At 68.7% G+C, this 22,691-nt stretch carries 19 protein-coding genes and 4 pseudogenes; 15 read left to right on the top strand and 8 right to left on the bottom strand.

All coding sequences use genetic code 11. From position 1 onward, the window contains the following. Window positions 1–16 precede the first annotated feature (16 nt). From OHT77_RS00600 to OHT77_RS00560, 9 genes and pseudogenes are all read left to right on the top strand, one after another. Entirely contained in the window at window positions 17–2,425 is a 2,409-nt protein-coding gene (locus OHT77_RS00600) for a ricin-type beta-trefoil lectin domain protein (RefSeq protein ID WP_328825883.1), read from the top strand. 107 nt (window positions 2,426–2,532) lie between these two features. After that, window positions 2,533–4,512, top strand: a complete 1,980-nt coding sequence (locus OHT77_RS00595) for an alpha-L-fucosidase (protein WP_328825882.1) — start codon at window positions 2,533–2,535, stop codon at window positions 4,510–4,512. Between the two features lie 74 nt (window positions 4,513–4,586). After that, on the top strand, window positions 4,587–5,903 hold the full coding sequence (locus tag OHT77_RS00590) for a ricin-type beta-trefoil lectin domain protein (protein ID WP_328834110.1): 1,317 nt from the start codon (window positions 4,587–4,589) through the stop codon (window positions 5,901–5,903). 149 nt (window positions 5,904–6,052) lie between these two features. Continuing rightward, window positions 6,053–6,299: pseudogene (locus tag OHT77_RS00585) on the top strand (molybdopterin cofactor-binding domain-containing protein); the annotation flags it as partial. A gap of 107 nt (window positions 6,300–6,406) precedes the next feature. Beyond that, a pseudogene (locus OHT77_RS00580) lies at window positions 6,407–7,152 on the top strand (XdhC family protein); the annotation flags it as partial. Window positions 7,153–7,463: 311 nt separating this feature from the next. Then, the gene (locus OHT77_RS00575) at window positions 7,464–7,958 is read left to right on the top strand and encodes a MarR family winged helix-turn-helix transcriptional regulator (protein ID WP_328825881.1); all 495 of its coding nucleotides are present in this window, start codon (window positions 7,464–7,466) and stop codon (window positions 7,956–7,958) included. A 155-nt stretch (window positions 7,959–8,113) separates the two neighbouring features. Then, window positions 8,114–8,722 (top strand): DsbA family protein, encoded by a 609-nt coding sequence (locus tag OHT77_RS00570; RefSeq protein ID WP_328825880.1) that lies wholly within the window; start codon window positions 8,114–8,116, stop codon window positions 8,720–8,722. Between the two features lie 45 nt (window positions 8,723–8,767). Next, the gene (locus OHT77_RS00565; RefSeq protein ID WP_328825879.1) at window positions 8,768–9,574 is read left to right on the top strand and encodes an MBL fold metallo-hydrolase; all 807 of its coding nucleotides are present in this window, start codon (window positions 8,768–8,770) and stop codon (window positions 9,572–9,574) included. 2 nt (window positions 9,575–9,576) lie between these two features. Further along, on the top strand, window positions 9,577–9,987 hold the full coding sequence (locus OHT77_RS00560) for a nuclear transport factor 2 family protein (RefSeq protein WP_328825878.1): 411 nt from the start codon (window positions 9,577–9,579) through the stop codon (window positions 9,985–9,987). A gap of 161 nt (window positions 9,988–10,148) precedes the next feature. Here the strand turns inward: OHT77_RS00560 and OHT77_RS00555 are convergent, their stop codons facing one another. Continuing rightward, window positions 10,149–10,307, bottom strand: coding sequence for an Arc family DNA-binding protein (locus OHT77_RS00555; RefSeq protein WP_328825876.1), 159 nt, complete (start codon window positions 10,305–10,307; stop codon window positions 10,149–10,151). Window positions 10,308–10,447: 140 nt separating this feature from the next. Here OHT77_RS00555 and OHT77_RS00550 point away from each other — a divergent pair. Both OHT77_RS00550 and OHT77_RS00545 read left to right on the top strand, forming a co-directional pair. Further along, window positions 10,448–11,405, top strand: a pseudogene (locus tag OHT77_RS00550) (RNA-guided endonuclease InsQ/TnpB family protein); the annotation flags it as partial. A 225-nt stretch (window positions 11,406–11,630) separates the two neighbouring features. After that, entirely contained in the window at window positions 11,631–12,470 is an 840-nt protein-coding gene (locus tag OHT77_RS00545; protein WP_328825875.1) for an IS5 family transposase, read from the top strand. Between the two features lie 236 nt (window positions 12,471–12,706). On the opposite strand, the gene OHT77_RS00540 is transcribed toward OHT77_RS00545, so the two are convergent. From OHT77_RS00540 to OHT77_RS00530, 3 genes are all read right to left on the bottom strand, one after another. Then, on the bottom strand, window positions 12,707–13,912 hold the full coding sequence (locus tag OHT77_RS00540) for an FAD-dependent oxidoreductase (RefSeq protein WP_328825874.1): 1,206 nt from the start codon (window positions 13,910–13,912) through the stop codon (window positions 12,707–12,709). Window positions 13,913–14,472: 560 nt separating this feature from the next. After that, a complete protein-coding gene (locus tag OHT77_RS00535; protein WP_328825873.1) occupies window positions 14,473–15,156 on the bottom strand; it encodes an ABC transporter ATP-binding protein in 684 nt (227 codons plus the stop codon). Further along, window positions 15,153–16,241, bottom strand: a complete 1,089-nt coding sequence (locus OHT77_RS00530) for an ABC transporter permease (RefSeq protein WP_328825871.1) — start codon at window positions 16,239–16,241, stop codon at window positions 15,153–15,155. Before OHT77_RS00530 ends, OHT77_RS00535 begins: the two co-directional genes overlap by 4 nt. 172 nt (window positions 16,242–16,413) lie before the next feature. Here OHT77_RS00530 and OHT77_RS00525 point away from each other — a divergent pair, with 172 nt between their 5' ends. The 3 genes from OHT77_RS00525 to OHT77_RS00515 all read left to right on the top strand — a co-directional run bounded on the left by OHT77_RS00525 (window position 16,414) and on the right by OHT77_RS00515 (window position 18,936). After that, the gene (locus OHT77_RS00525; protein ID WP_328825870.1) at window positions 16,414–17,634 is read left to right on the top strand and encodes a sensor histidine kinase; all 1,221 of its coding nucleotides are present in this window, start codon (window positions 16,414–16,416) and stop codon (window positions 17,632–17,634) included. Continuing rightward, window positions 17,631–18,266 (top strand): response regulator transcription factor, encoded by a 636-nt coding sequence (locus OHT77_RS00520; RefSeq protein ID WP_328825869.1) that lies wholly within the window; start codon window positions 17,631–17,633, stop codon window positions 18,264–18,266. Before OHT77_RS00525 ends, OHT77_RS00520 begins: the two co-directional genes overlap by 4 nt. A 403-nt stretch (window positions 18,267–18,669) precedes the next feature. Continuing rightward, entirely contained in the window at window positions 18,670–18,936 is a 267-nt protein-coding gene (locus OHT77_RS00515) for a hypothetical protein (RefSeq protein ID WP_328825867.1), read from the top strand. A 39-nt stretch (window positions 18,937–18,975) separates the two neighbouring features. Here the strand turns inward: OHT77_RS00515 and OHT77_RS44930 are convergent. The 4 genes and pseudogenes from OHT77_RS44930 to OHT77_RS00500 all read right to left on the bottom strand — a co-directional run. After that, window positions 18,976–19,112 (bottom strand): annotated as a pseudogene (locus tag OHT77_RS44930) (IS701 family transposase); the annotation flags it as partial. 184 nt (window positions 19,113–19,296) lie between these two features. After that, entirely contained in the window at window positions 19,297–19,680 is a 384-nt protein-coding gene (locus tag OHT77_RS00510) for a hypothetical protein (RefSeq protein ID WP_328825866.1), read from the bottom strand. After that, on the bottom strand, window positions 19,677–19,883 hold the full coding sequence (locus tag OHT77_RS00505) for a hypothetical protein (protein ID WP_328825865.1): 207 nt from the start codon (window positions 19,881–19,883) through the stop codon (window positions 19,677–19,679). The genes OHT77_RS00510 and OHT77_RS00505 overlap by 4 nt, the downstream gene beginning before the upstream one ends. An 822-nt stretch (window positions 19,884–20,705) precedes the next feature. Then, the gene (locus OHT77_RS00500) at window positions 20,706–21,419 is read right to left on the bottom strand and encodes a TetR/AcrR family transcriptional regulator (protein WP_328825864.1); all 714 of its coding nucleotides are present in this window, start codon (window positions 21,417–21,419) and stop codon (window positions 20,706–20,708) included. A gap of 129 nt (window positions 21,420–21,548) precedes the next feature. Between OHT77_RS00500 and OHT77_RS00495 the strand changes: the two genes are divergently transcribed. Continuing rightward, the gene (locus OHT77_RS00495) at window positions 21,549–22,223 is read left to right on the top strand and encodes an SDR family NAD(P)-dependent oxidoreductase (RefSeq protein ID WP_328825863.1); all 675 of its coding nucleotides are present in this window, start codon (window positions 21,549–21,551) and stop codon (window positions 22,221–22,223) included. Window positions 22,224–22,691: the final 468 nt, after the last annotated feature.

Below are 22,691 nucleotides of genomic sequence, written 5' to 3'. Positions count from 1 at the left end.
TGCGAAAGGAACCACTGTGTCTGCACTCAGTCGGCTGTTGCGGCGCCTGCGCGTCCCCACAGCCCTGCTCACGGGCCTCGTTCTGGCCGCCGGCGGCATCGTGGGCACGGCGGCCACGCCGGCCCGGGCCGCCACCTCGATCACGATCAACGGCGCCTCGGGCGGCCGTACGTTCGACGGCGTCGGCGCGATCAGCGGCGGCGGCGGCAACAGCAGACTCCTGATCGACTATCCCGAGCCCCAACGAGGTCAGGTCCTGGACTACCTGTTCAAGCCCGGCTACGGCGCCGCCTTGCAGGTCCTCAAAGCCGAGATCGGCGGCGACACCAACTCCACCTCGGGCGCCGAGCCGAGCCATCAGCACACCCGGTCCGACCTCAACTGCGACCGGGGCTACGAGTGGTGGCTGATGGAGCAGGCCAAGGCGCGCAACCCGGACATCAAGCTGTACGGGCTCGCCTGGGGCGCGCCCGGCTGGATCGGCGGCGGCAACTTCTGGTCCACCGACATGGTCAACTACCTGGTCTCGTGGCTCGGTTGTGCCAAACAGCACGGGTTGAGCATCGACTACCTCGGCGGGTGGAACGAGCGCGGCTACAACGTCTCCTGGTACGAGCAACTGCGCAGCGCGCTCAACTCGAACGGCTACGGCAGCGTCAAGATCGTCGCGGCAGACTCGGACTGGGGGGTGGCCAACGACATCAACTCCAACGCGGCGTTCCGCGCGTCGGTGGACATCATCGGTACGCACTACCCGTGCGGTTACCGGTCCGCCCAGACCAGTTGCACGGTGCCGTCGTCCGCCACCTCGACCGGCAAACAACTGTGGGCGAGCGAGAACGGCTCCGACGACTACAACGCGGGAGCGCCGGCCGTGGCCCGCGGCATCAACCGCGGATACATCGACGGCCGGATGACCGCGTATCTCAACTGGCCTGTGGTCGCCTCGGTCACACCGAACATTCCGTACCCCACCATGGGTCTCGCCCTGGCCCCGCAGCCGTGGTCCGGCTACTACGCCATCGGCAAGAACGCCTGGGTGATGGCGCAGACGAGTCAGTTCACCGCCCCGGGCTGGCACTACCTCGACGACTCCAGCGGCTATATCGGCGGCAACCGCAACAACGGCAGCTATGTGTCGCTGAAGTCCACGAACAACTCCGACTACTCCACGGTCATCGAGACGATGGACGCCGGCAGCGCCCAGACGCTGAACTTCAACGTCAGCGGAGGACTGTCGTCCACCAAGACCGTCCACGTCTGGTCGACCGACGTCAGATCCAACAACACGTCCGACTACTTCGTGCGCGCTTTGGACATCACCCCGTCCGGCGGCGCATTCAGCCTGACCGTGCAGCCCGGCCGCGTGTACACCCTGACCACCACGACCGGACAGGGCAAGGGCACCGCCGCCGGCCCCGGCCGGGGCACGCTGAACCTGCCGTACAGCGACTCCTTCGACAGCTACGCCACCGGCACCGAGGCCAAGTACCTGATGGACTGGCAGGGCGCCTTCGAGGCGGTCGGCTGCGGCGGCGGCCGTAGCGGCAAGTGCGTACGCCAGATGAGCCCGCAGAAACCGATCACCTGGGACGCGCTGTCAGATCCGCACGCCCTGCTCGGTGAGGTGGGCTGGAGCAACTACACCGTCTCCTCCGACGTGCTGCTCGAACAGTCCGGATACGCCGAGTTGATCGGCCGCGCGGGCGCACAGGACTACAGCAGCACCGGCGGACTGAACGCCTACCACCTGCGGGTGAGTGACACCGGAGCCTGGTCGATCCTGAACTCCAACACCAATGGCAACGTCTCCACCCTGGCCCGCGGCACGACCACGGCGCTGGGCACCAACCGGTGGCACACCCTGGGCCTCACCTTCTCCGGCAACAGCATCACCGCCGTCATCGACGGCTCCACCGTCGGTTCCGTGAAGGACAGCACCTGGGCAGGCGGCCAGATCGGCTACGCGACCGGCCAGACCGAGACGGCGCAGTTCGACAACCTGTCCATCACGCCCGGCAGCGGCGGATCCGGCGGCACGACCGCCCCGATCACCGGGACCGCCTCCGGCCGGTGCGTCGACGTGCCGAACCAGTCGCAGACATCCGGCACCCAGGTGCAGTTGTGGGACTGCAACGGCGGCAGCAACCAGCAGTGGACGAGCACCTCGGCCGACGAGCTGCGCGTCTACGGCGGCTCCTGCCTGGACGCCGCGGGCCAGGGCACCAGCCCCGGCACCAAGGTGGACATCTTCACCTGCAACGGCGCCGCCAACCAGAAGTGGACGATCAACGCCGACGGCACGATCACCGGTGTCCAGTCCGGCCTGTGCCTGGACGCCACCGGCGCGGGAACGGCCAACGGCACCCTGCTGGAGCTGTGGACCTGCAACGGCGGCAGCAACCAGCAGTGGACGCGCAGTTGACTCGATGACCGGCCGACGTGCCCGCCGCCCAGCCGCGGTCGATCCGGCGGATCCCGGATCCCGGATTCCTGAAACTCACCCCTGCCACCCCCCCGAGAGGTCCCCGCATGCCCTCCTCCCAACCGGTCAGCCGGCGCAGCCTGCTCGCGGCGGCCGGCGCGGCCACGGCCTACAGCCTCCTTCGGTTCGCCCCCGAGGCCGCCGCGACCGACGGCCCCGGAAGCTACACCGCGAGCTGGTCCTCCGTGGACCAACACCCCCCGGCCCCGGCCTGGTTCCAGGACGCCAAGTTCGGCATCTACTACCACTGGGGCGTCTTCAGCGTTCCCGCCTTCGGGAACGAGTGGTATCCGCGCAACATGTACATCGGCGGCTCGGCCGAGAACAACCACCACAAGACCACCTACGGCGACCCCTCGGTATGGCCGTACAACAACTTCATCGACGGCGCCCGCGACAAGGCCGGCAACTACGTGCAGTTCGCCCCGAAGCTCCCCTCCCAGGGCGGCAACTGGGACCCGAACGCCTGGGCCCAGCTCTTCAAGGCCGCAGGCGCGAAGTTCGCCGGCCCGGTCGCCGAACACCACGACGGCTTCTCCATGTGGAACAGCCGCTCCAACCCGTGGAACTCGGCCCAGCACGGCCCCAGACTCGACCTCCTGGGACTGCACGCGCAGGCCATCCGCGGACAGGGCCTGAAGTTCATGGCCTCGCTGCACCACGCGTACCACTTCAACGGCTACTACGACCATGTGCCCAACCAGTCGGACCCGACGCTGCGCATCCTCTTCGGCCAGCAGGGCTCGCCCGCGGAGAACCAGCTCTGGTACGACAAGCTGACCGAGGTCATCGACGGCTACCAGCCGGACCTGATCTGGCAGGACTTCGACCTCGGCCTGGTGCAGGAGTCCTACCGGCTCCAGTTCCTCGCGCACTACTACAACCAGGCCGTGTCGTGGAACAAGGACGTGGTCGCGACCTACAAGGACGGCCTCGACAACAAGGGTGAGGTCTACGACTTCGAGCGCGGCGGTCCGGCAGACCTGCTCACTCCCTACTGGCTGACCGACGACAGCATCTCCTCCTCCAGCTGGTGCTACACGGTGGGCATCGGCTACTACTCGACGCAGGCACTGCTCCACTCGCTGATCGACCGGGTCAGCAAGGGCGGCAACATGCTGCTGAACATCGCCCCGATGGCCGACGGCACCATCCCCTCGGGGCAGCAGTCCATCCTGCTCGCCATGGGTGACTGGCTCGGCCGCTTCGGAGAGGCCGTCTACGCCACCCGCTCCTGGAGCAGTTATGGCGAGGGCCCCACCAAGATGGGCGGAGGCTCGTTCAGCGGACCGGTGGCCGGCAAGCCGCAGGACGTCCGCTTCACCCGCAGCCGGGACAACAAGGTCCTCTACGCGACCGCCCTGGGCTGGCAGGGCGCCACCATGACCGTCACGACGCTGAACTCGAACCAGATCAACCTCAGCAGCCTGACCGGCGCGCAACTGCTGAACAACACGGCCGGCACCTACATCAACCTGCCCACACCTACCCAGGATGCCTCCGGCCTGCACTTCACCATGCCCGCGTCCAACCCGCCGTTCAGCGCCCTTGCCTACACGGTCAAGCTCACCTTCTCCGGTGAGATCCCCGTCCTGGGCGTACCGGGCGGCTCCACCACCTGGGTCAAGATCGCCAACGCGACCAGCGGACTGCTGCTCGACAGCGGGGGCAACGTCGCGTCCGGCTCCAACCTCAAGCAGTGGAACTCCGACGGGAGCACCAACCTGCAGTGGCAGCTCATCGACCTCGGCAACGGCTACTCCCGCATCGTGAACCGCACCAACGGCATGGTCGCGGACAGTTGGGGCAACGCCGCCAACGGCGCTCCCGCCCGCCAGGAGGCGTGGAACGGCGGCAACAACCAGCAGTGGTCGCTCAACAGTGTCGGCAGCAACCGGTACCAGATCATCAACCGGGCCACCGGCACCGCCCTTGACGGAAGCGGCAGCACCACCGTCGGCTCGACGACGGTGATGTGGACACCCAACTACAGCACCAACAACGAATGGACCATCACCGCGGTCTGAACCCGGTCGGCCGAGGTTCCCCGCCCATCGCTCGACTTCGGAAGAAGGAGCGCATGAAACGCACACCCCTCTTGATGTCCATCGTCACCGCGGTACTTCTCGTCCTGACCACTGCGGGCACCTCGTTCAGCAGCGTCCTTGGCGCGCCGGTGCCGGCCACGAACACCGACGCCGCCGCGGCGACCGCCGGCTGTGGCAGGGCCCCAACGCTGACGAGCGGTACACACACGATTCAGAGCGGCGGCCAGACGCGCAGTTACATCCTGCGAGTTCCGGCCGGCTACGACAGTAACCACCCCTACCGGCTGGTCTTCGGTTTCCACTGGCGCGGCGGTACGGCCAACGACGTCGACTCGGGCGGAACGGACGGGTACAACTGGTCCTACTACGGCCTGCGGCGCCTGGCGGACAACGCGAACAACAGCACGATCTTCGTCGCCCCCCAGGGCAACGGCAACGGCTGGGCCAACCCCGGCGGCCAGGACGTGGCCTTCGTCGACGCCATGGTCAGCCAGATCGAAGCAGGTCTGTGCGTCGACACCGCGCAGTTGTTCTCCGCAGGCTTCAGCTACGGCGCAGCCATGTCGTACGCCCTCGCCTGCTCACGGGCGACGGTCTTCCGCGCGGTCGCCGTCTACTCCGGCGCGAACCTCAGCGGCTGCAACGGCGGCACTCAGCCCATCGCCTACATGGGTCTGCACGGCCTGAGGGACAACGTGCTGCCCATCTCGTCGGGACGAGAACTGCGCGACACCTTCGTCCGGGCCAATGGCTGCACCCCGCAGAACCCGCCCGAGCCGGCCTACGGAAGCCTGACGCACATCATCACCACCTACTCCGGATGCAGGTCCGGATACCCGGTGGTCTGGGCCGCGTTCGACGGAGCGGGCCACGACCCCGGTCCTATAGACGGTTCCACCGGTGACGGCTGGCGCACCTGGACGTCGGCAGCGGTGTGGCAGTTCTTCACACAGTTCGGCTCGAATCCGCCGCCGCCACCGTCCACCGGCAACCAGGAGATCGTCGGCCAGCAGTCGGGACGCTGCCTCGACATCAACAACTTCACCACGGCCAACGGCACGCAGGCACAACTGTGGGACTGCAACGGTGGCTCCAACCAACAGTGGACCTACACCGACGGAAAGCAGCTGATGGTCTACGGCAGCAAATGCCTGGGCGCCTCCGGCCAGGGCAGCGGCACCCCGGCAGCGATCGGGGACTGCAGCGGCCAGGCAGACCAGCAATGGAACATGAATCCCGACGGCACGATCACCGCCGCCCAATCGGGTCTCTGCCTGGACGCCAACGGTCAGGCGACCGCCAACGGGACGAAGATCCAGCTGTGGAGTTGCACAGGCGGCGCGAACCAGCACTGGCGCCTGCAGAACTGACACACCGTGGCCAGGCACGACACCGTGCGGGCCTGGCCCCGACGTGGATGGGCTCATTGTTCGGGGAGTTGAAGGCCCGGGAGGCGGCTGCCCGGGTGGGCTCGTCCGCCGGGGGGCCCAGTCCGGAGCAGCACTCCTTCTACGCCTAGGACGCCGGGCGGATCATCAGCCCCGAGCTCGCCGAAAGCCAGGCGATCGGCGGCATCGTGGGCGGTATCGGCACGCCCCTGCTGGAGCACACGGTCGATCACCGGGCGGGCCGGATCGTGAACGCCAACCTGGCCGACTACCTGGTCCCGGTCACCGCGGACGTCCCCGACGTCAAGGCGATCCATCCGGACGGGGAGGACCGCGAGGCCGACCAGCTCGGGGTGAAGGGACTCGGCCTGGTCGTCCCCAAGCCCGCCCCCGGCGCTCCCGCCCTCCCGGGGTCGCCGCCGCGCGTGCTCCCTCGTCAGGCGCGGCGGCGGCCGGCCCGCTTCGCACCCCACGGAGAAAGGCTCATGCTGAACATCGCGGAGATACTGCACCGCTGGTGCGGCGAGGGACGTCCATTCGCCGTGGCCACCGTCGTCGACGTTCATGGCAGCGCACCGCTGCCGGTTGGCACGTCCGTGGCGGTGGACGAGGACGGCAACGCGGTCTGCAGCCTCTCCGGCGGCTGTGTCGAGGGCGCGGCGTACGAGCTGTGCCGACAGGTGCTTCACGATCGGGGCGCGGTCCAGCGGGCCTGGTGCGGCTACTCCGACGAGGACGCCTTCGCCGTAGGCCTGAGGTGCGGTGGCGAGCTCGACGTCGTCGTCCAGCACATCGATCCCGCGACTCAGCCGCATCTCGGACGGCCCTCGCGGAGGCGGTAGGGGGCCGGCCGGTCGCGGTGGCGCAGGTCGTCGACGGCCCTGACGGGATTCTCGGCGCCAGCTTGAGCGTGCTCGGTGACGGCCGGATGGTCGGCGGGACACTGGACGACGGGCCGGTGGCACAGGCGGTCGCGGACCGAGCCAGGGCTCTGGTGCGGGCCGGACGCACGGCCTGCGTCACGCTCGGCGGGGACGCGGCCACCTGCCCCGAGAGGCTGTCCGTCCTCGTCCATGTGGCCGCCACCCGCCCCCGCATGCTTATCTTCGGCGCGATCGACTTCGCGGCCGTGCTCAGCCAGACCGGCCGCTTTCTCGGCTGCCGGGTCACCGTCTGCGACGCCCGCCCCGTCTTCGCCCCCGCACGCTTCCCGTACGCCGACGAGGCCGTGGCGCGGTGATAGGCGCCTGCGGTTTTGGAGACGTACCTGCGTTCACGGGACAGCTGGCGTGCCAAAGTGGCACCCAGGCCTGTGTTGGCCGCGAATGCTGCTGTTGCGTCTTCGCGGCTCATGGAGTGTTTGACCCGCTCATCCTGGTATGGATCAGTGCTGACGGCTTTGCTGGTGCAGTTCCGGCCTCATGGCGCTTCCGCACGGATGAGGCTGCTTGTGGCTCGGCTGGTCCAGCTGCCTCCGCTGCCCCGCAGGTCCGTACATGATCGGTACGGTGGTGTCGGGACCACGAGAGGGGCGGCGCTGCCGTGGGTGAGGAAGCTGAGATCAGGACGGCGAAGGAGGCTGCCGACCACGAGCTCATCCTGGCGTTCGGGCGGCTGCAGGGGGCGGCGAACCGGCTGGAGTACATCCTCGGCCGGGCGCTGGAGGTGGAGTGCGGCATCAGTCATCTGGTCTTCGAGGTGCTGCTGATCCTCGGACGCGCGGGCGAGCCGGGGCTTTCGATGCGGGCCATCGCCCAAGAGCAGGTGCTGACCACGGGCGGTGCCACCCGGCTGGTGGATCGCATGCAGGCGGCGGGTTTCGTGACGCGTGCGGACTCTCCCGACGACCGGCGCGGAAAGCTGGTGCGGCTGACGCCGCTGGGCGAGGAGACGGTCGTACGCGCGTCCCGTGTCCACCTGGAGAACATCAAGCGGTACCTCGTGGACCCGCTGCCCGCAGCGGACCGGAAGCGGTTCGCGGAGGATCTCCGCATCCTCAGCCACACGGCCCGGGACCTGCTGCCCCGACTGCCCTGACCTGCGGACCAGCGGCAATGCTGGTGTACTGACGTGGCCAGCCACACCTATGTGCCCCACCTCACACGAACCTTGAAATATCTGACGCGTCAGTTACTGTTCTGTCAGATGAATCGCTCGCAACCCGCGGGCGCACATCCCTGCCGAGGTCCTCGATGAAGCTCGTCTACGTCTTCGACGCCTACTGCGGCTGGTCGCACGGGTTCTCCGGAACCCTGAGTGAGGTCGCTGCCCGTCACCCCGAACTGCCGGTCGAAGTCGTCTCCGGCGGCCTGTTCACCGGATCGCGGCAGGTGCCCATCCGCCAGTTCGGCTACGTCCAGGGCGCGAACGCCAAGATCGCCGAGCTGACCGGCGCCGAGTTCGGCGCGGCCTACGAGCGGCTGATCGCCGACGGCTCGTTCGTGATGGACTCCGAGGCCGCCGCCCGCGGAGTCGCCGCCCTGCGCCAGATCGCCCCCGACCGCGCGGCGGAGCTGGCCGCGGCCCTACAGGCCGCCTTCTACGTCGACGGACACAGCCTGTCCGAGGCGGCCACCTACCGGAAGGTCGCCCAGGCCGCCGGGCTCGACGCGGATGCCGTCGTCGCCGCGTTCGAAGCCCCCGACGCACAGACCGCGGCCCACGCCGACTTCCGCCGCGCGGTCCAGCTCGGCGTTACCGGGTTCCCCACTCTGCTGGCCGTCGACGGCGACTCCGTCACCCCGCTGGCCTACGGCCAGGCCACCGCCGACGAGGTCGACGCACGCTTCGCCACCCACTGACCTTCCCCCGCCCCCACCCCACCCCCTGCAAGAGGAGCCCCGCGCATGAGCACCCTCTCCTTCAAGGTCCTCGACCTCGACTTCCCGGCCGGCAGCAAGAACAAGACCGCCACCCTCGTCACCGGCGAGAGCGACGCCCTGCTGATCGACGCCGCGTTCACCCGCGCTGACGGCCACCGCCTCGCCGCCGAGATCCTCGACTCCGGCAAGAAGCTGACCACCGTCTTCGTCAGCCACGCCGACCCCGACTTCTACTTCGGCGCCGAAGTGATCGCCGCCGCCTTCCCCGACGCGGTGTTCGTGGCCACGCCGCTCGTCATCGAGCACATCCAGGACTCCTACGACGGCAAGCTCAAGGCGTGGGCCGCGCTCGGCCCGAACCTGCCCACCCGCCTGGTCGACCTCACCCCGCTCACCGGCGACCTCACGCTGGAGGGTCATCGCTTCGAGCTCAAGGGCGGCCCGGCCGCGCTGCCCGACCGCCACTACCTGTGGCAGGCCGAGCACCGCGCCCTCCTCGGCGGCGTCCTGCTCTTCCAGCAGGAGCACGTCTGGGTCGCCGACACCCCCACCCCCGGCGACCGTGCCGCGTGGATCGACCTGCTGGACGAAATGGCGGCGCTGCAGCCGGAGTTGGTCGTGCCGGGGCACCGTCTGCCCGGTACGGCGGCGGACGCGTCCGCGATCACCGCGACCCGCGAGTACCTGCTCGCCTTCGAGGAGGAGCTCGGCAAGGCGGCCGACGGCGCCGCGCTGACCGAGGCGATGGTCAAGCGCTACCCGGACAACGGCATGCTGATCGCCGCCCAGATCGGCGCGAAGGTCGCCAAGGGGGAGATGAAGTGGGGCTGACCATGGCCGAGTTCGCTACCTCTACCGCCCCTGCCGACGTCGTACGGCGTCAGTACCTCGCCTCCGCGGCCGGTGACCTGGAGGCGCTTCGGGCCACCCTCGCCCCCGACGTGGAGTGGACGGAGATGGCCGGCTTCCCCCTCGCCGGCACGTACCGCACCCCCGACGGCGTCACCGAGGGCGTCATGGAGAAGCTCGGCCAGGACTGGGACGGCTGGACCGCCCACGACGACACCTACGTCGTCGACGGCGAGAACGTCGTGGTCCTCGCCCGCTACACCGCGACCAACAAGGCCACCGGGAAGCAGATCGACGTCCGCGTCGCCCACCACTTCGTCGTACGCGCAGGACACATCGTCCGCTTCGAACAGTTCGTCGACACGGCGCTCGTCCGCGACTCCATGGCCCTCTGACGCACGACCCGGCACCCAGAGAGCAGAAGAAGCTCGTGTCCGCTGCCGACAACAAGGCGCTCGTCATCGCGTTTCACCGGGAACCTCCGAGGATGCCCAGGCCTTCAGGCCGGGGAGGAATCGGACTCCTGCGGAGCAGGGCAGGGAAAGCCGAATCGCCGTCAGGGCGGTTCGGCGTCTGCCATGGCGGCGTCGCGCTCGACCTCCAGGCGGTAGACGATCTCGGAGTTGAGGGACCTGCGGGTGGACTTGCCCTGTGCGACCAGCCATTCATGGAGGTATGCGGGCAGGCGGAGGGTGATGCGCTTCTCTTCATCCATGACTCCAGAGTAGTGTGTTTCAAGTGGCCAACAAGTGGTAGAGTGACACCATTTCGACACGATGGAAGGCTTCGGAGGATGCCGGGCACGCCCGGTACACCTACCGGCTCCGCGTTTCGTCGACCGCCCGCACCGGCCTCATGGCCGAGTGGGCGCGCTGCCGGTGGATCTGGAACGAGTGCGTTGCCAAGTCGAGGCAGACCTGCATCGCCAACCGGGCCCTGGCCGAGGGTGCGGAGAAGGTGACGTGTGGCCCTGCGGGCCTGGACAGGATGCTGACTCAGGCCCGGACCGCGAACGCGTGGCTGCGCGAGGGCTCCTCGGTTCCTCAGCAGCAGATCGTCCGCGATTTTGCGAAGTCCCGCGCCAAGGCGCTGAAGGACGTCAAGGAGCGGCTGCCCGTGCGGCAGCGTGCCGGGATGCCGGGTGTGAAGAAGAAGCGTGAGGCGCTGCCCACGCTGAACTACACCACCCGGGGCTTCCGGCTGAAGGAAGGGCCGCCTGCACCTGGCCGGGGGCATCGTCCTGAGCGTCGTATGGTCCCGTGACCTCCCGGCCATGCCCTCCTCGGCGCGCGTGTACCAGGACGCGGCCGGGCACCGGTACGCGTCGTTCGTCGTCGCCACCGAAGCCCAGCCGCTCCCCGCCACCGGCGCCGTGCTCGGTATCGACTGGGGCGTCAAGGAAACCGCCACCACCACATCCGACGCCCACGACCTCCCACACGCCCAGCACGGGAAGCACGCCGCGCAGAAACTGGCCCGGTACCAGCGGATGATGGCCCGCCGCAAGCCCACTCCCGGGCAGGCCGCGTCCAAGGGCTGCCGCCAGGCACAGCAGCAGACCGCGAAGCTGCACAAGAAGGTGGCACGGCAGCGTCAGGACACCGCCCGCAAGTGGGCCAAGCGCGTCGTCCGCGACCACGACGCCATCGCCGTCGAGGACTTCCGTCCGAAGTTCCTCGCCAAGTCCACGATGGCCCGCAAAGCCGCCGACGCCGCGATCGGCGCGACCAAGACCGCGCTGCTGGAGATGGCACGCAAGCACGGCCGGACGGTGCACCTCGTGCACCCGGCCCACACGACGATGGACTGTTCTGAGTGGGCGTTCACATAGCTCTTTTTCGGTATGTGAGTTTTGCCCATGTCTCGCTTTGGGTGTCTTCGTCGGGTAGGCACTATTAGTACCCGGCGGGGCAGAGCACTCGGCTGTCCGTCTCATGCAGCTTCATGCCCGAAAACCCGTCTGATTTGAAAACACCACAGAATCGCCCGAGTTCCCGCGGAACTTACCCCTCCGCCGTACTCATGATCACGCTGCGCCGTGAGCGAGCGCAAGCCGTACCCCAGCGACCTGTCCGACGCCCGATGGGCCCTGATTGAGCCGACGTTGGCGGCCTGGAGAAAGGCCCGCCTCGAACGCCGGCCGACGGGACAGCCGGCCAAAGTCGAACTGCGCGACGTGTTCGACGCACTCCTCTACATCAACCGCACCGGAATCCCCTGGAAGTACCTCCCGCACGACTTCCCGGGCCACGGCACCGTCTACTTCTACTACGCCGCCTGGCGTGACGAGGGAATCCTCGCCCAGCTCAACCACGACCTGACCGGCCTGGCCCGCGTCAAGGACGGCCGCAAGCCCGAACCGACCGCCTCCGTGATCGACACCCAGAGCGTGAAGACCTCCACCAACGTACCCCTGACCAGCCAGGGAACCGACGCCGCCAAGAAGATCGTCGGCAGGAAGCGCGGCATCCTCACCGACACCATCGGCCTCATCCTCGCCGTGACCGTCACCGCCGCCAGCCTCTCGGAAAACGCCCTGGGAATACGCCTCCTCGACCAAGCGAAAGAGAAGTACCCAACCATCTCCAAGAGTTGGGTCGACACCGGATTCAAAAATGCCGTCATCGAACACGGCGCCCGCCTCGGAATCGACGTCGAAGTCGTCAACAGAAACCCCGGAGTTCGCGGATTTCACGTCGTTAAAAGGCGCTGGGTAGTAGAGCGAAGCATTGGCTGGATCATGATGCACCGCCGCCTCGCCCGCGACTACGAGACCCTCACTGCCAGTTCCGAAGCCATGATCCACATCGCCTCGATCGACAACCTGGCCAAACGCATAACGGACGAGACCACGCCAACCTGGCGAGGAACCTACTAGGGCATACAGTGCAATACGCCTAGATCAAATGCCCTCTCAGCACCTGTTTTCAAGTCTCCGGGTGGCATTAACCCAGGTCGGTAATCGAACAGGGCCGGGCCGGGGGGGCAGGGCGCAGGCCGGGGGGCAATGAGCTGATCGGGTGTGAGGAGGTGGGGGTATCGACGCCGGGGTATGTCCTGAGCGGTCTGTGGGCTCGGGCGGGGTGTTGATATTTGCCGCCCGAGCCCAGGGGGCTATTCGGGCAGGGGCAGGTGCCCGATGACCTTCTGGCCGACGAACGCGGACATCCGCAGCGCGTGGTAGGCGTACTCGCGCATGGCGTGTTCGTAGGCGGCGATGCCGTCAAGGAGTGGCTGGTCGCCGGCGGCGACGGCGAGCAGTTGATCGCCCAGGGTGTGCGCGTCGCGCAGTGCGGTGTTGGCTCCGATACCCAGGGCGGGACTCATGGCGTGGATCGCGTCGCCCATCACGGTGATGTTGGACGGTTCCCAGTCGTCGACAGGTACGCAGCTGCGGCACTTGAGGGCCTGCACGGTGGCGGTGTCCCAGAGCCGGACGGTGTCGACCAGGGCCGGGTGCCAGGTGGCGACACGCTGCAGCGCGTGTGCTTTGAGCTGATCTGGTGTGGCCGTGAAGAGTTCCTCGTCGGAGAGCATCCCTTCGGGCAGGGAGTTGAAGATGCTCAGCGCGTAGTCGGCGGTGGCTTCGTGCTGGAAGGCGGGGTCCTGCTCGGCGATCAGCGGTGAGGCGGGGTCGGTGCGTTCCAGCGGGCCGAGGGTCAGGCCGGTGAAATCGGCGTCGTAGGCGAGGGAGAAGGCGTTGAACAACTGCGCGGGCAGTTTGGCCTTTGCTTCGTCGGTGAGGTGGATCTTTGCGGCGATGTGCCGGGAGCCGAGGTCCGCGACCTGGACCTGGGGCAGACGTTGTGCGCGGACGGCGGAGTTGATGCCGTCCGCGGCAATGAGGACGTCGGCCTCGACTGTGTCGCCGTTCTCCAGCAGCACGGTGACCGTCGTGTCAGGGTTGGTGCGGTATCCGGTGGCCTTGGCGCCGAAGTGCACGGCCTTCTCCAGGCCGAGGTGGAGGATGCGGCGCAGGGTGGAGCGGCACACCACCAGGTGCTCGGGGATGTCGGCGGGTACGCCGGTGCCCTCGGTGGCGGCCCTGTCCCGGCCAGGGCGGGGGTTGAGCTGTTCGTCGAAGAGGAGCATGTCGTCGCTCGGCATGCCGCAGGTCGCCAGGAACAGGTCCCACAGGCGCGGTTCCAGGGCCGCGTGCAGCGCGGAGGTGCCGGTGGAGTTGATGTGGATCCGGTATCCGGCCTCGCGTGCCGCGATCCCGGCGTCGCGTTCGTAGACGGCCACGTCCAGGCCGTGCCGGTTGAGATGGTGGGCCAGCGTCAGCCCGGCGAGCCCGCCGCCGGTGATGACAATACGCATTCCAGACACAGTACTCCCAGTGCAGATTTCTTCTCGTACTCGGAGCACACCGGGACTCCCACTCGGGGAGAGTGTTGGCGCAGATCAGGAAAACCGTGACCTGCGGTCCGGACTACCAACCGGAAGGCAATTTTGTGTGCCCAAAGAATATACATCAACGGTCTCGGCAGGCGGCGGATCAGTACTGTGATGTGCGGTTTTTCACTGATCTCCGGTTCGCTGAGACGAATTCCGGCCGATGGCAAGTCTGCTCTTGACGAACCGATTCAATTATGGTCAGCGGGGATTCGATTTGACCGTACCGGCGTTTTCTGCTCGCATTCTGAATGGATCATGCCCGCAATTCGAAAGGGATCTGTTTATTGGACTGACGGGCCTGTGCCGACGCTGGGAGGATCGGCAGCATCGCGGGTTCAGGCTGGTGCGGGTCAAGGGAGGGCCGGTCTGGCTGAGGGCCCGGCGGCCTCTTGGTGAGGCTGCTGACCGTCAGTGCTGGGACCTGCGGAATGCTCGTCGTACGCCGGGCTGGCTGGGCCCTGTGGCTCGTGCAAGCCGATCTCTTACCGGTTCGCGGCCGGGAGGCGCAGGCGTCCGTCGTGGACTTCGGTGATCTGGTCGACGGCGGTGAGGTGGGCGCGGTCGTGGGTGACCAGGACGGTGGCGGTGGCCTGTTGGCGGGTGAGTTGGGTGATGAGGTCGATGACGGCGGCGCCGCGTTCGTGGTCGAGGGCGCTGGTGGGCTCGTCGACCAGGAGGACGGTGGGGGTGTTCATCAGGGCGCGGGCGATGTTGATGCGCTGGCGCTGGCCGCCGGAGAGCTGGTGGGGGCGGCGGCCCGCCTGGTCTGCGAGGCCGACGGCGTCGAGGAGTTCCATCGCCCGGTCGCGTGCGGTGCGGGGTTTGCGGCCGTCGATCTGGGCCATGACCTGGAGTTGTTCGGCGGCGGTGAGGGAGGGCAGCAGGTTGGGCTGCTGGAAGACGATGCCGATCTTGTGGCGGCGCAGTTCCGCCAGTTGGCCGCGGCTGAGGCCGGTGGTGTTCTGGCCGTCGATGGTGACGGTGCCGGTGTCGGGGGTGATCAGGGTGGCGGCGACCGCGAGGAGGCTGGACTTGCCGGAGCCGGAGGGGCCCACCACGGCGCTCAGGCTGCCTTTGGGGACCTCCAGGCTGACCTGGTCGAGGGCGGTCAGACGGGTGCCGCCGTCGGGGTAGGTGAGGGTGATGTCGGTCAGGTTCAGGCTCATCGGGCGCTCCCCAGGGCGGCCAACGGGTCGACGGAGGTGATACGGCGGATGGAAAGCGCGGCGCCGAGCGCGCCGAGGACGATCAGCACAGCGGCCGGGAGCAGGACGGTGGCAGGGGTCAGGAGGAAAGGCTCGGCGGAGCCGGACACCAGGGCGCCGAGGGCGGCGGCGATGCCGGTGCCGATGAGGGTGCCGCCGACGAGCAGGACGATGGCCTGGCCGAGGGCGTCCTTGAGCAGATTGGCAGTGGAGGCACCCAGTGCCTTGAGGACGGAGATGTCACCGCTGCGCTGGATGGTCCAGACGGTGAAGAAGGCGCCGATGACCAGGGCGGAGATGGCGAACAGGAAGCCGCGCATCAGCTGCAGGGAGCCGTTCTCGGAGGTGTAGGAGCCGATCGCGGACAACGAGTCGTCGGTGGTGAGCGTCGTGGTGCCGGCCTGGCGGTCGGTGGCGGCCGTATCGGCCTTGGAGGTGATGTTCAGGGCGATGACGGTCGCACGTGCTGCGCCGTCGGTGCCGGTGGGCGGCGCGATCTTCTGCCAGGTGTCCAGGCTGGTCCAGATCACCGGGGTGTGGCTGAAGTGGGCGTCTCCCTGGACTGCGGCCACGTTCAGCTGCTGGCCAGCCAGGGTGAGGGAGTCGCCGGGCTTCACGCCGAGATCGTCGGCCGCCGCGGTGGACAGCACCACCTCGTTGCCGGTGATCTTGTCCCTGTCCGGGGCGAGGCGGGAGCCGGGCTCGACGCCGAAGGCCGAGACCCCGGTGCTCTTGTCCCCTGCGGTGGCCTTGGTCGTGGTGATACCCAGCGGTTCGGCGCTTTCGACACCGGGCGCCGCGGACCACTTCTTCCACTGCTGTGGGGTGACGGTGGAGTTGGAGTATGACGGGTCCTGCCCCCCGCCGGGTGCCTGAAAAGCGATCTTGTCGGCAGGCAGGCCGGTGATCGCGGAGATGTTCTGCTGGCCCAGTCCGGCCGTCAGCCCGGACAGCAGCCCGACCAGCAGGGTGATCAGCACGATGACGGTCCCCATCAGAGCGAAGCGCCCCTTGGCGAATTTCAGGTCTCTCCAGGCGACGAACACGGCCTTGGACTGTCCTTTCCAGCGGCGGAACCGGTATGACTCCACCGTCGCCGCCGACCCCCTGCGCGCGCGTCTGGCGCAGGATGGCACCTGGCGGGCCGAAAGGCGGCGCGCGGGTTCTAACTTTCGACGGAGGTCCCGGAGCTGCAGCCTCCGTAACCTGGGAGGCACTGTGAAGACCGCTGCCCCCGCCCTGACCCCGACCACCCGTGCCCTGTCCTGGTGCCTGCACCTGCTGGTCATCGGCCTGCTCGTGCTGGCCGCCGGCCGGGCCGTGACCGGCAGCTGGCCCCACGCCGGTTGGATCGTCGCCGCGGCAGCGGTGTGCGGCCTGATGTACGCGGCCGGGCCCGTACTGCCGGCCATACGCCGCTCGCGGCGGGCCGCCGCACTGTGGCTTGCCGCCGTGGGCGCCTGCTGGCTGGTGCTGCTGGCGCTGTCCCCCGATGCCGTGTGGGTGGCCTTCCCGCTCTATTTCCTCCAGCTGCACCTGCTGCCCCGCCGCGCCGGACTGGCCGTCGTGGCCGCCACCACCGCCGCGGCCATCGCGGGCTTCGCCGCCCACCAGGGCTCCTTCCACCCCGCCATGGCCATCGGCCCCGCCCTCGGTGCCGCAGTCGCAGTCGCGGTGGTGTGGGGCTACCAGGCCCTGTACCGGGAAAGCGAACACCGCCGCAGGCTGATCCAAGAGCTCACCGCCACCCGCGCCGACCTGGCCGCCGCCCAGCACACCGCCGGCGTGCTCGCCGAACGCGACCGCCTGGCCCGCGAGATCCACGACACCCTCGCCCAGGGCCTGTCCAGCATCCAGCTGCTGCTGCGCGCTGCCGAACGCGCCCTGCCCCAGACCCCGCAGAACGCCGCCCGCTACATCGACCAGGCACGGCAGGCCGCCGTCGACAACCTCGCCGAGGCCCGCCGCTTCGTCGCCGCCCTCACCCCGCCCACGCTGGAAGGCACCACACTGGCCGGCGCCCTGGAGCGCCTGTGCACCACCGCCTCAGCCCGCCACCGGCTCACCACACGCTTCCACCTCACCGGGGAGCCCACCCCGCTCGCCACCCCGCACGAGGTCGCCCTGCTGCGCATCGCCCAGTCCGCCCTCGCCAACACCGTCCGCCACGCCGAAGCAACCACCGCGGATGTCACGCTCTCCTACCTCGGTGACCATGTCGCCCTCGACGTCACCGACGACGGACGCGGCTTCGACCCCACCCGCCTGCCCGCCCCCGACCCCGAGACCGGCGGATTCGGCCTGGCCGCCATGCGCGCCCGCGCCCAGGCACTCCAAGGCACCCTCACCGTCGAATCCACCCCCGGCCACGGCACCGCCCTGGCCGCCCAGCTGCCCCTCACCCCGCCAGCCGAGAACCAACCCGAGGCCCGCCCGTGACCGACACCCCCATCCGCCTGCTCCTGGCCGACGACCACCCCGTCGTACGGGCCGGACTGCGCGCCGTGCTGGAAACCGAGCCCGGCCTCGTCGTCACGGCCGAAGCCGCCACCGCCGAGGCCGCCGTCACCCGCGCCGCCGAGGGCGACATCGACGTCGTGCTCATGGACCTCCAGTTCGGCGGGCGCATGGGCGGCGCCGAAGCCACCGCCCAGATCACCGCCCGCCCCGGAGCCCCCCGTGTACTGATCGTCACCACCTACGACTCCGACGCCGACACCCTGCCCGCCATCGAAGCCGGCGCCACCGGCTACCTCCTCAAAGACGCCCCGCCCGAGGACCTGGCCGCCGCCGTACGTACCGCAGCCGCCGGACGCATCACACTGGCGCCCACAGTCGCCGACCGGCTGATGAACCGGCTCCGCACACCAGGCACCACTCTGACCCGGCGCGAGAGCGAAGTCCTCACCCTGGTCGCCGACGGCCTGTCCAACCAAGCCATCGGCAACCGGCTCCACCTGACCGAAGGCACCGTCAAATCCCACCTCGCCCGCATCTACACCAAACTCGACGTCGACTCACGCACCGCCGCCGTCGCTGCCGCCACCGATCTCGGCCTCATCCGGCGTTGAGCTGGGTGCACACAACACCACCGGTGCGGCTCTGCTGATGGTGCAGGACAGCTCCAGCCGATGCGGATGAAGCGCCGTCCAACTTCGGGCGTGCAGGTCATGGCGCACGCGGGCGCCAGCGCTGCGTCGCCCTGGCTCGCCGGGCGGGCGCTGCCCGCGCCGCGGACTCGGGGCGCGGCATAGGGCGCGTCGCCGCCGCTCTCGGCCATCCAGTTCACTGCGGTCTGCTTGCAGAAGCCGAGCAGACGGCTGAAGACGAAGGCGGGAAGCTCAGCGGCCAGGTCTATGAGCGAGGCATTTCTAGTGGGCGGCGGCCGGATGCCGAGCGCCTGATCGGGGAAGAGTTCGGATCCGCGAGGGAAGGAACAGCGCGATGGCGATCAGAGGATGGAGCCCGGAGAGGATGGCCCGCCTTGAAGCGCTCGTCGACGAGTGCCGACCGCTGTTGGCCGGGGACGGCGGGATGGCTGCCGTGCAGCGGCTGCTGGCTGAGCGCCGGGTCGAGGTGCTTGATGCCGTGGTGATCACGCGTGAACTGCTGGGGGCGGGTCCCACGTCGCTCGCGGAGGCGAAGACCATCGTTGTGACGAGCCCAGGCAGAGGGCGTGAGCTGAAGGTGCACGAGCAGTTCCTGGACGGCTTGGAACAGAACGGTGCCCTCGGCCAGTGACAACCGGCTGGTCAGCGCCTCGCCATCCGCGGAGGGTGTCGGGTTGATCGAATTGCGCCGGCCATCCAGCATCAGTCCGCGCAGAGAGCACTCGCCCTGGCCCGCTGGTCCCTGCGCGGCACCGAGGCGAACACACCGGCCACGAACAGCCCCAAAGCGGCCCGTGACCGGTTCACTTCATGCTCGACCCCCGAGTCTGGCGGGGAGGGGAAGAACGGTCGGCGGGGGCGGGCGCGGCCGTCGGCCGGGCAGGTCGACGTCGGTGCCGGTCGCTCAGGCGAGGCGTGCGAGTTCGAGGGCGTCCACCTGGCGCCGGCCGTGCTCGATGTCACTGACGGCGGACCGCGCCATCCCGGCGGTTCACTCGCTGCGCCAGGACTCCAGGCGCAGCGCGACGGTGCGCAGATCGGCTTGCTGCGTACGGACGGCCTGGGTGAGGTCGTACAGGTCATCGTCCTTGGCCTGGATGGGCTGGCCGGAGACGCGCATGTACTGGCTGGCGCAGGCCCAGCCGATGACCAGGTTGTAGTCGGTGAAGGGACGCAGCAGCAGTGCGGTGTGCAGGAAGGTCGCGGCCCGGGAGGCGGCCTCCTCGTAGTAGAGGACGCCGCGCTCCCGCTCGAACGTGTGCCGGTCGGCCATGAACCCGAGGGCGCCCCAGTCCGCGATGGGCACGTTGAGCGGGGAGATCGCGGACTGGATCTGCAGGACCCAGCCGACATCGACGCGGATGATTGGGCTCACCGCTGTCCCTCGGGAAACCGGGCCGTGACGCCGGGCAGCACCCGGGCGGCTTCCTCAACCGCTCCCTCCACGAAGGCGAGCCGGTCGGCCTCTTGCACGGTCACGTCGTGCACGTGCTGCTTCAGGCTCCGGCCCGCCAGAGCCGCCCGACCGCGCAGCCGTGTCAGTTCGTCTTCGGTGAATTCCACATTGAGTGCAGGCATAGAGTCAAGGTACCCCGCTAGGTACCGAATGCGGTACCAGACTGTGCGAAGCCGGGGGAAGGTATCGATGCCGCAGTACTGGGTGGCTGTGACCTGCGCTCCTGCGGCTGTGCTGAGACCGCCTTGAGGGGCGGTCCGGGAAGGGGAGCACGCCGGAACGGCGATCCTGCACGTCGAGTGAGACTGCCGCACGCGGATGGGGTCGCGGTCGGGAGACGGGCATCCCCTCCACCCCCCTCAAGTCCACGCCCCACAGCAGGAGAGGAGAACGGCGTGCGGGTGGACAGGATGTGGGCGGCGGCGAGGAGAGCGGGGCGCCTGGATGGTCCTCGAGCGTCCGCGCGGCCGGGGCGGTTTCGCCGGTCGGCTAAGCCGCCGATGAATGTGCAGCTGGGTGTCGGGCTGGCACACCGGGCACGCCGGTACCGCGTCCGCGGTGAGGAGGCGGCGCGTCGCGGCTGACCGCGCGGTGCCGTTTGCCCTTCATGCCGCACGTGCCGTCGTGGACCTGGAGGGGTCCGCTGGTGGCTCGGCTGAGTTCGACGGCCCAGTCCGGGGGCCGGGGGCGGCTGCGGCGTCCGCGTTCCTCTTCGGCCTGCCGCTTGCGGATGTAGGCGATCTGGCGGTCGATGCGCTCGAGCCACATGGCGTGCCAGGTGCGCATTCTGTGGAATCAGATTCGTCGAGCGCTTTCGGTAGTGGAAGCGCCTGCCCACTGCCCGGCGCCAGTGACTCCGTGCCCGCTACTTGGGACACCACCAGCCTTGAAGGAGTGCGGACCTACGGTGAAGACCCGCGGAGGTCTCGCCCCCGGTCGCTGGTTCAGCGTCGCTTGCCGGTGTCGGGTGTGGTGACGTTCAGGCTGGCGCGGCGCATGGCCTCGTACAGCGCAGCGTCTTCCGGCGGGTCCGGCAGAGGGCCGCGGGCCGGGGCCTCGAAGGACTGGATCATCCAGGCGACCATGCGCCGCCAGGCGTCCGGGGCGGCGTCGCCGATGGCGCTGAGGACTCCGGCGTTGGCCATCAGTAGCAGCACGAGGTCCCGGCTGGTGAAGTCCTCGCGCAGATGCCCGCTGTTCTTGGCACGGCCGATGAGTTCGAGGAAGCCCTCGTACGCCTGGGCGTGGTGCTGCTCCAGTTCCGGGACGCCGGGGAAGCTCATGGTCAGAACGTCGGCGAAGCCGCGGTCGGCGGCCTGCATCGCGCAGACGTCCTGGATGTAGCCGGTGAAGCCGTTCCACGGGTCGGGGTCGGCCAGGGCCTCGGTGGTGGCCTGTGCGTACGCCTTCATGCGGTCGGTGAAGACCGCGGCGACGAGATCTTCCTTGCGAGGGAAGTGGCGGAAGAGGGTGGCGATCCCGACCCCGGTCTCCCGTGCGACCGACGCCATCGACGCGTTCAGCCCGTCACGCCCGAAGATCGTGCGCGCGGCGGCGATGATCCGCCCCCGGTTGCGCTCCGCATCGCTGCGCCTGGACTGACCTGTGGAAACGGCCGTGTCAGCGCTGGCCTCGGGGTGCGGGTCTCGGGGGCTCATGGCGACCATACTAGCAAACCGGAACGCCCTATCCGATTCCCGTGTTACGGTGAGATCCGAACCGGATAGGGCTTTCCGGGAAGGGGATGGATAGCCCTATCCATCTCCATTCCAGTGAAAGGCTCTCTCATGCCCACCATCGCCATCGTCGGCGCCGGCCCTCAGCTCGGTCTCGCCATCGCACGCACCTACGGCACCCACGGCTACAACGTCGCACTGATCGCCCGCAACCGGGCCAAGCTCGAAGACCTTGCCGGCGAGCTGGCCGCCGAGGGCATCGCCGCCGCTGCCTTTCCTGCCGACGTTCTTGACCGCACCGCCCTCACCCAGGCGCTCAAGGACGCGGCCGCGCACTTCGGCGGCGTCGACGTCCTGGAGTACTCCCCGGTCGGCGGCCTCCAGACCGTCATGACCACCCCGGCCGCCACCGAGCCAGCCGACGTGCAGCACGAGATGGACTTCCAGCTCTACGGAGCCATCGCCGCCACCCGCGCGGTGCTGCCCGCCATGCAGGAGGCCGGCGCGGGCACGCTGCTGTTCACCACCGGTGCCGGCTCCGTCGACCCTGTTCCGCAGATCGCCAACGTCAACGCCGCCGCCGCAGCGCTGCGCAACTGGGTGATCAACCTGCACAAGGAACTGGACGGCACCGGTGTCCAGGCGGCGCACGTCGCCATCAACGTGTCCATCGGCACGCCGGCCGTCCCCGGATTCCCGACCGCCCAGCCCGAGGAGATCTCCCCGGCCTACTGGGACCTGCACGCCACCAAGCGCGACCAGGCCGAACTCGTCTTCAGCCTCTGACACCTATCAGACACGCGGCCGCCTGGCCTCCCGGCATCTACGCCGCGCACGTCGCCATCAACACCCGGCTCGGGGGCGGCCCCGAAAACATTCCCTCGGAGCCGCCCTCGAGTAGGTCGCACGCCGACCAGGCGTGTACCGCCCACGGCCCACGGGATTCGACTCACGCAGCCCTCTTCGACAGGGAAGTCGTAGAACAGGTGCACCGGCACCAGACGTTGCTGGATCGTCGCGTTCGCCGCCGGACTCACCCTGCCCTGGAGCTCTGGGGTGGTCGAAGGCCACGTGAACCGGTTGAAAACCCTCAGGCGAGCAATGTATGGCCGAGCCTCGTTCGACCTCTTGCGGACCCGCATCCTCACCCAACCTTGACTATCGCCGAGTAGGTCCGGAGGAGGATGGAAGGTCATCCGGCACGTCGCCTACAGTGCCGCTGTTTACGAATGATCATTCTCAACGCACCCCATC

Origin of the sequence: Streptomyces sp. NBC_00252 (genome assembly GCF_036187565.1) — a bacterium.
In the GTDB taxonomy this organism is placed as follows: Bacteria; Actinomycetota; Actinomycetes; order Streptomycetales; family Streptomycetaceae; genus Streptomyces.
The sequence above is the reverse complement of the archived record's forward strand: the minus strand, read 5'-3'. Positions and strand labels throughout refer to the sequence as shown.

Coding starts and splice junctions, on each gene's coding strand:
- OHT77_RS00595 (WP_328825882.1), top strand. CDS start 2,533: ATGCCCTCCTCCCAACCGGTCAGCCGGCGCAGCCTGCTCGCGGCGGCC.
- OHT77_RS00590 (WP_328834110.1), top strand. CDS start 4,587: ATGTCCATCGTCACCGCGGTACTTCTCGTCCTGACCACTGCGGGCACC.
- OHT77_RS00570 (WP_328825880.1), top strand. CDS start 8,114: ATGAAGCTCGTCTACGTCTTCGACGCCTACTGCGGCTGGTCGCACGGG.
- OHT77_RS00565 (WP_328825879.1), top strand. CDS start 8,768: ATGAGCACCCTCTCCTTCAAGGTCCTCGACCTCGACTTCCCGGCCGGC.
- OHT77_RS00560 (WP_328825878.1), top strand. CDS start 9,577: ATGGCCGAGTTCGCTACCTCTACCGCCCCTGCCGACGTCGTACGGCGT.
- OHT77_RS00555 (WP_328825876.1), bottom strand. CDS start 10,307: ATGGATGAAGAGAAGCGCATCACCCTCCGCCTGCCCGCATACCTCCAT.
- OHT77_RS00540 (WP_328825874.1), bottom strand. CDS start 13,912: ATGCGTATTGTCATCACCGGCGGCGGGCTCGCCGGGCTGACGCTGGCC.
- OHT77_RS00535 (WP_328825873.1), bottom strand. CDS start 15,156: ATGAGCCTGAACCTGACCGACATCACCCTCACCTACCCCGACGGCGGC.
- OHT77_RS00515 (WP_328825867.1), top strand. CDS start 18,670: ATGGCCCGCCTTGAAGCGCTCGTCGACGAGTGCCGACCGCTGTTGGCC.
- OHT77_RS00505 (WP_328825865.1), bottom strand. CDS start 19,883: ATGCCTGCACTCAATGTGGAATTCACCGAAGACGAACTGACACGGCTG.
- OHT77_RS00500 (WP_328825864.1), bottom strand. CDS start 21,419: ATGAGCCCCCGAGACCCGCACCCCGAGGCCAGCGCTGACACGGCCGTT.
- OHT77_RS00495 (WP_328825863.1), top strand. CDS start 21,549: ATGCCCACCATCGCCATCGTCGGCGCCGGCCCTCAGCTCGGTCTCGCC.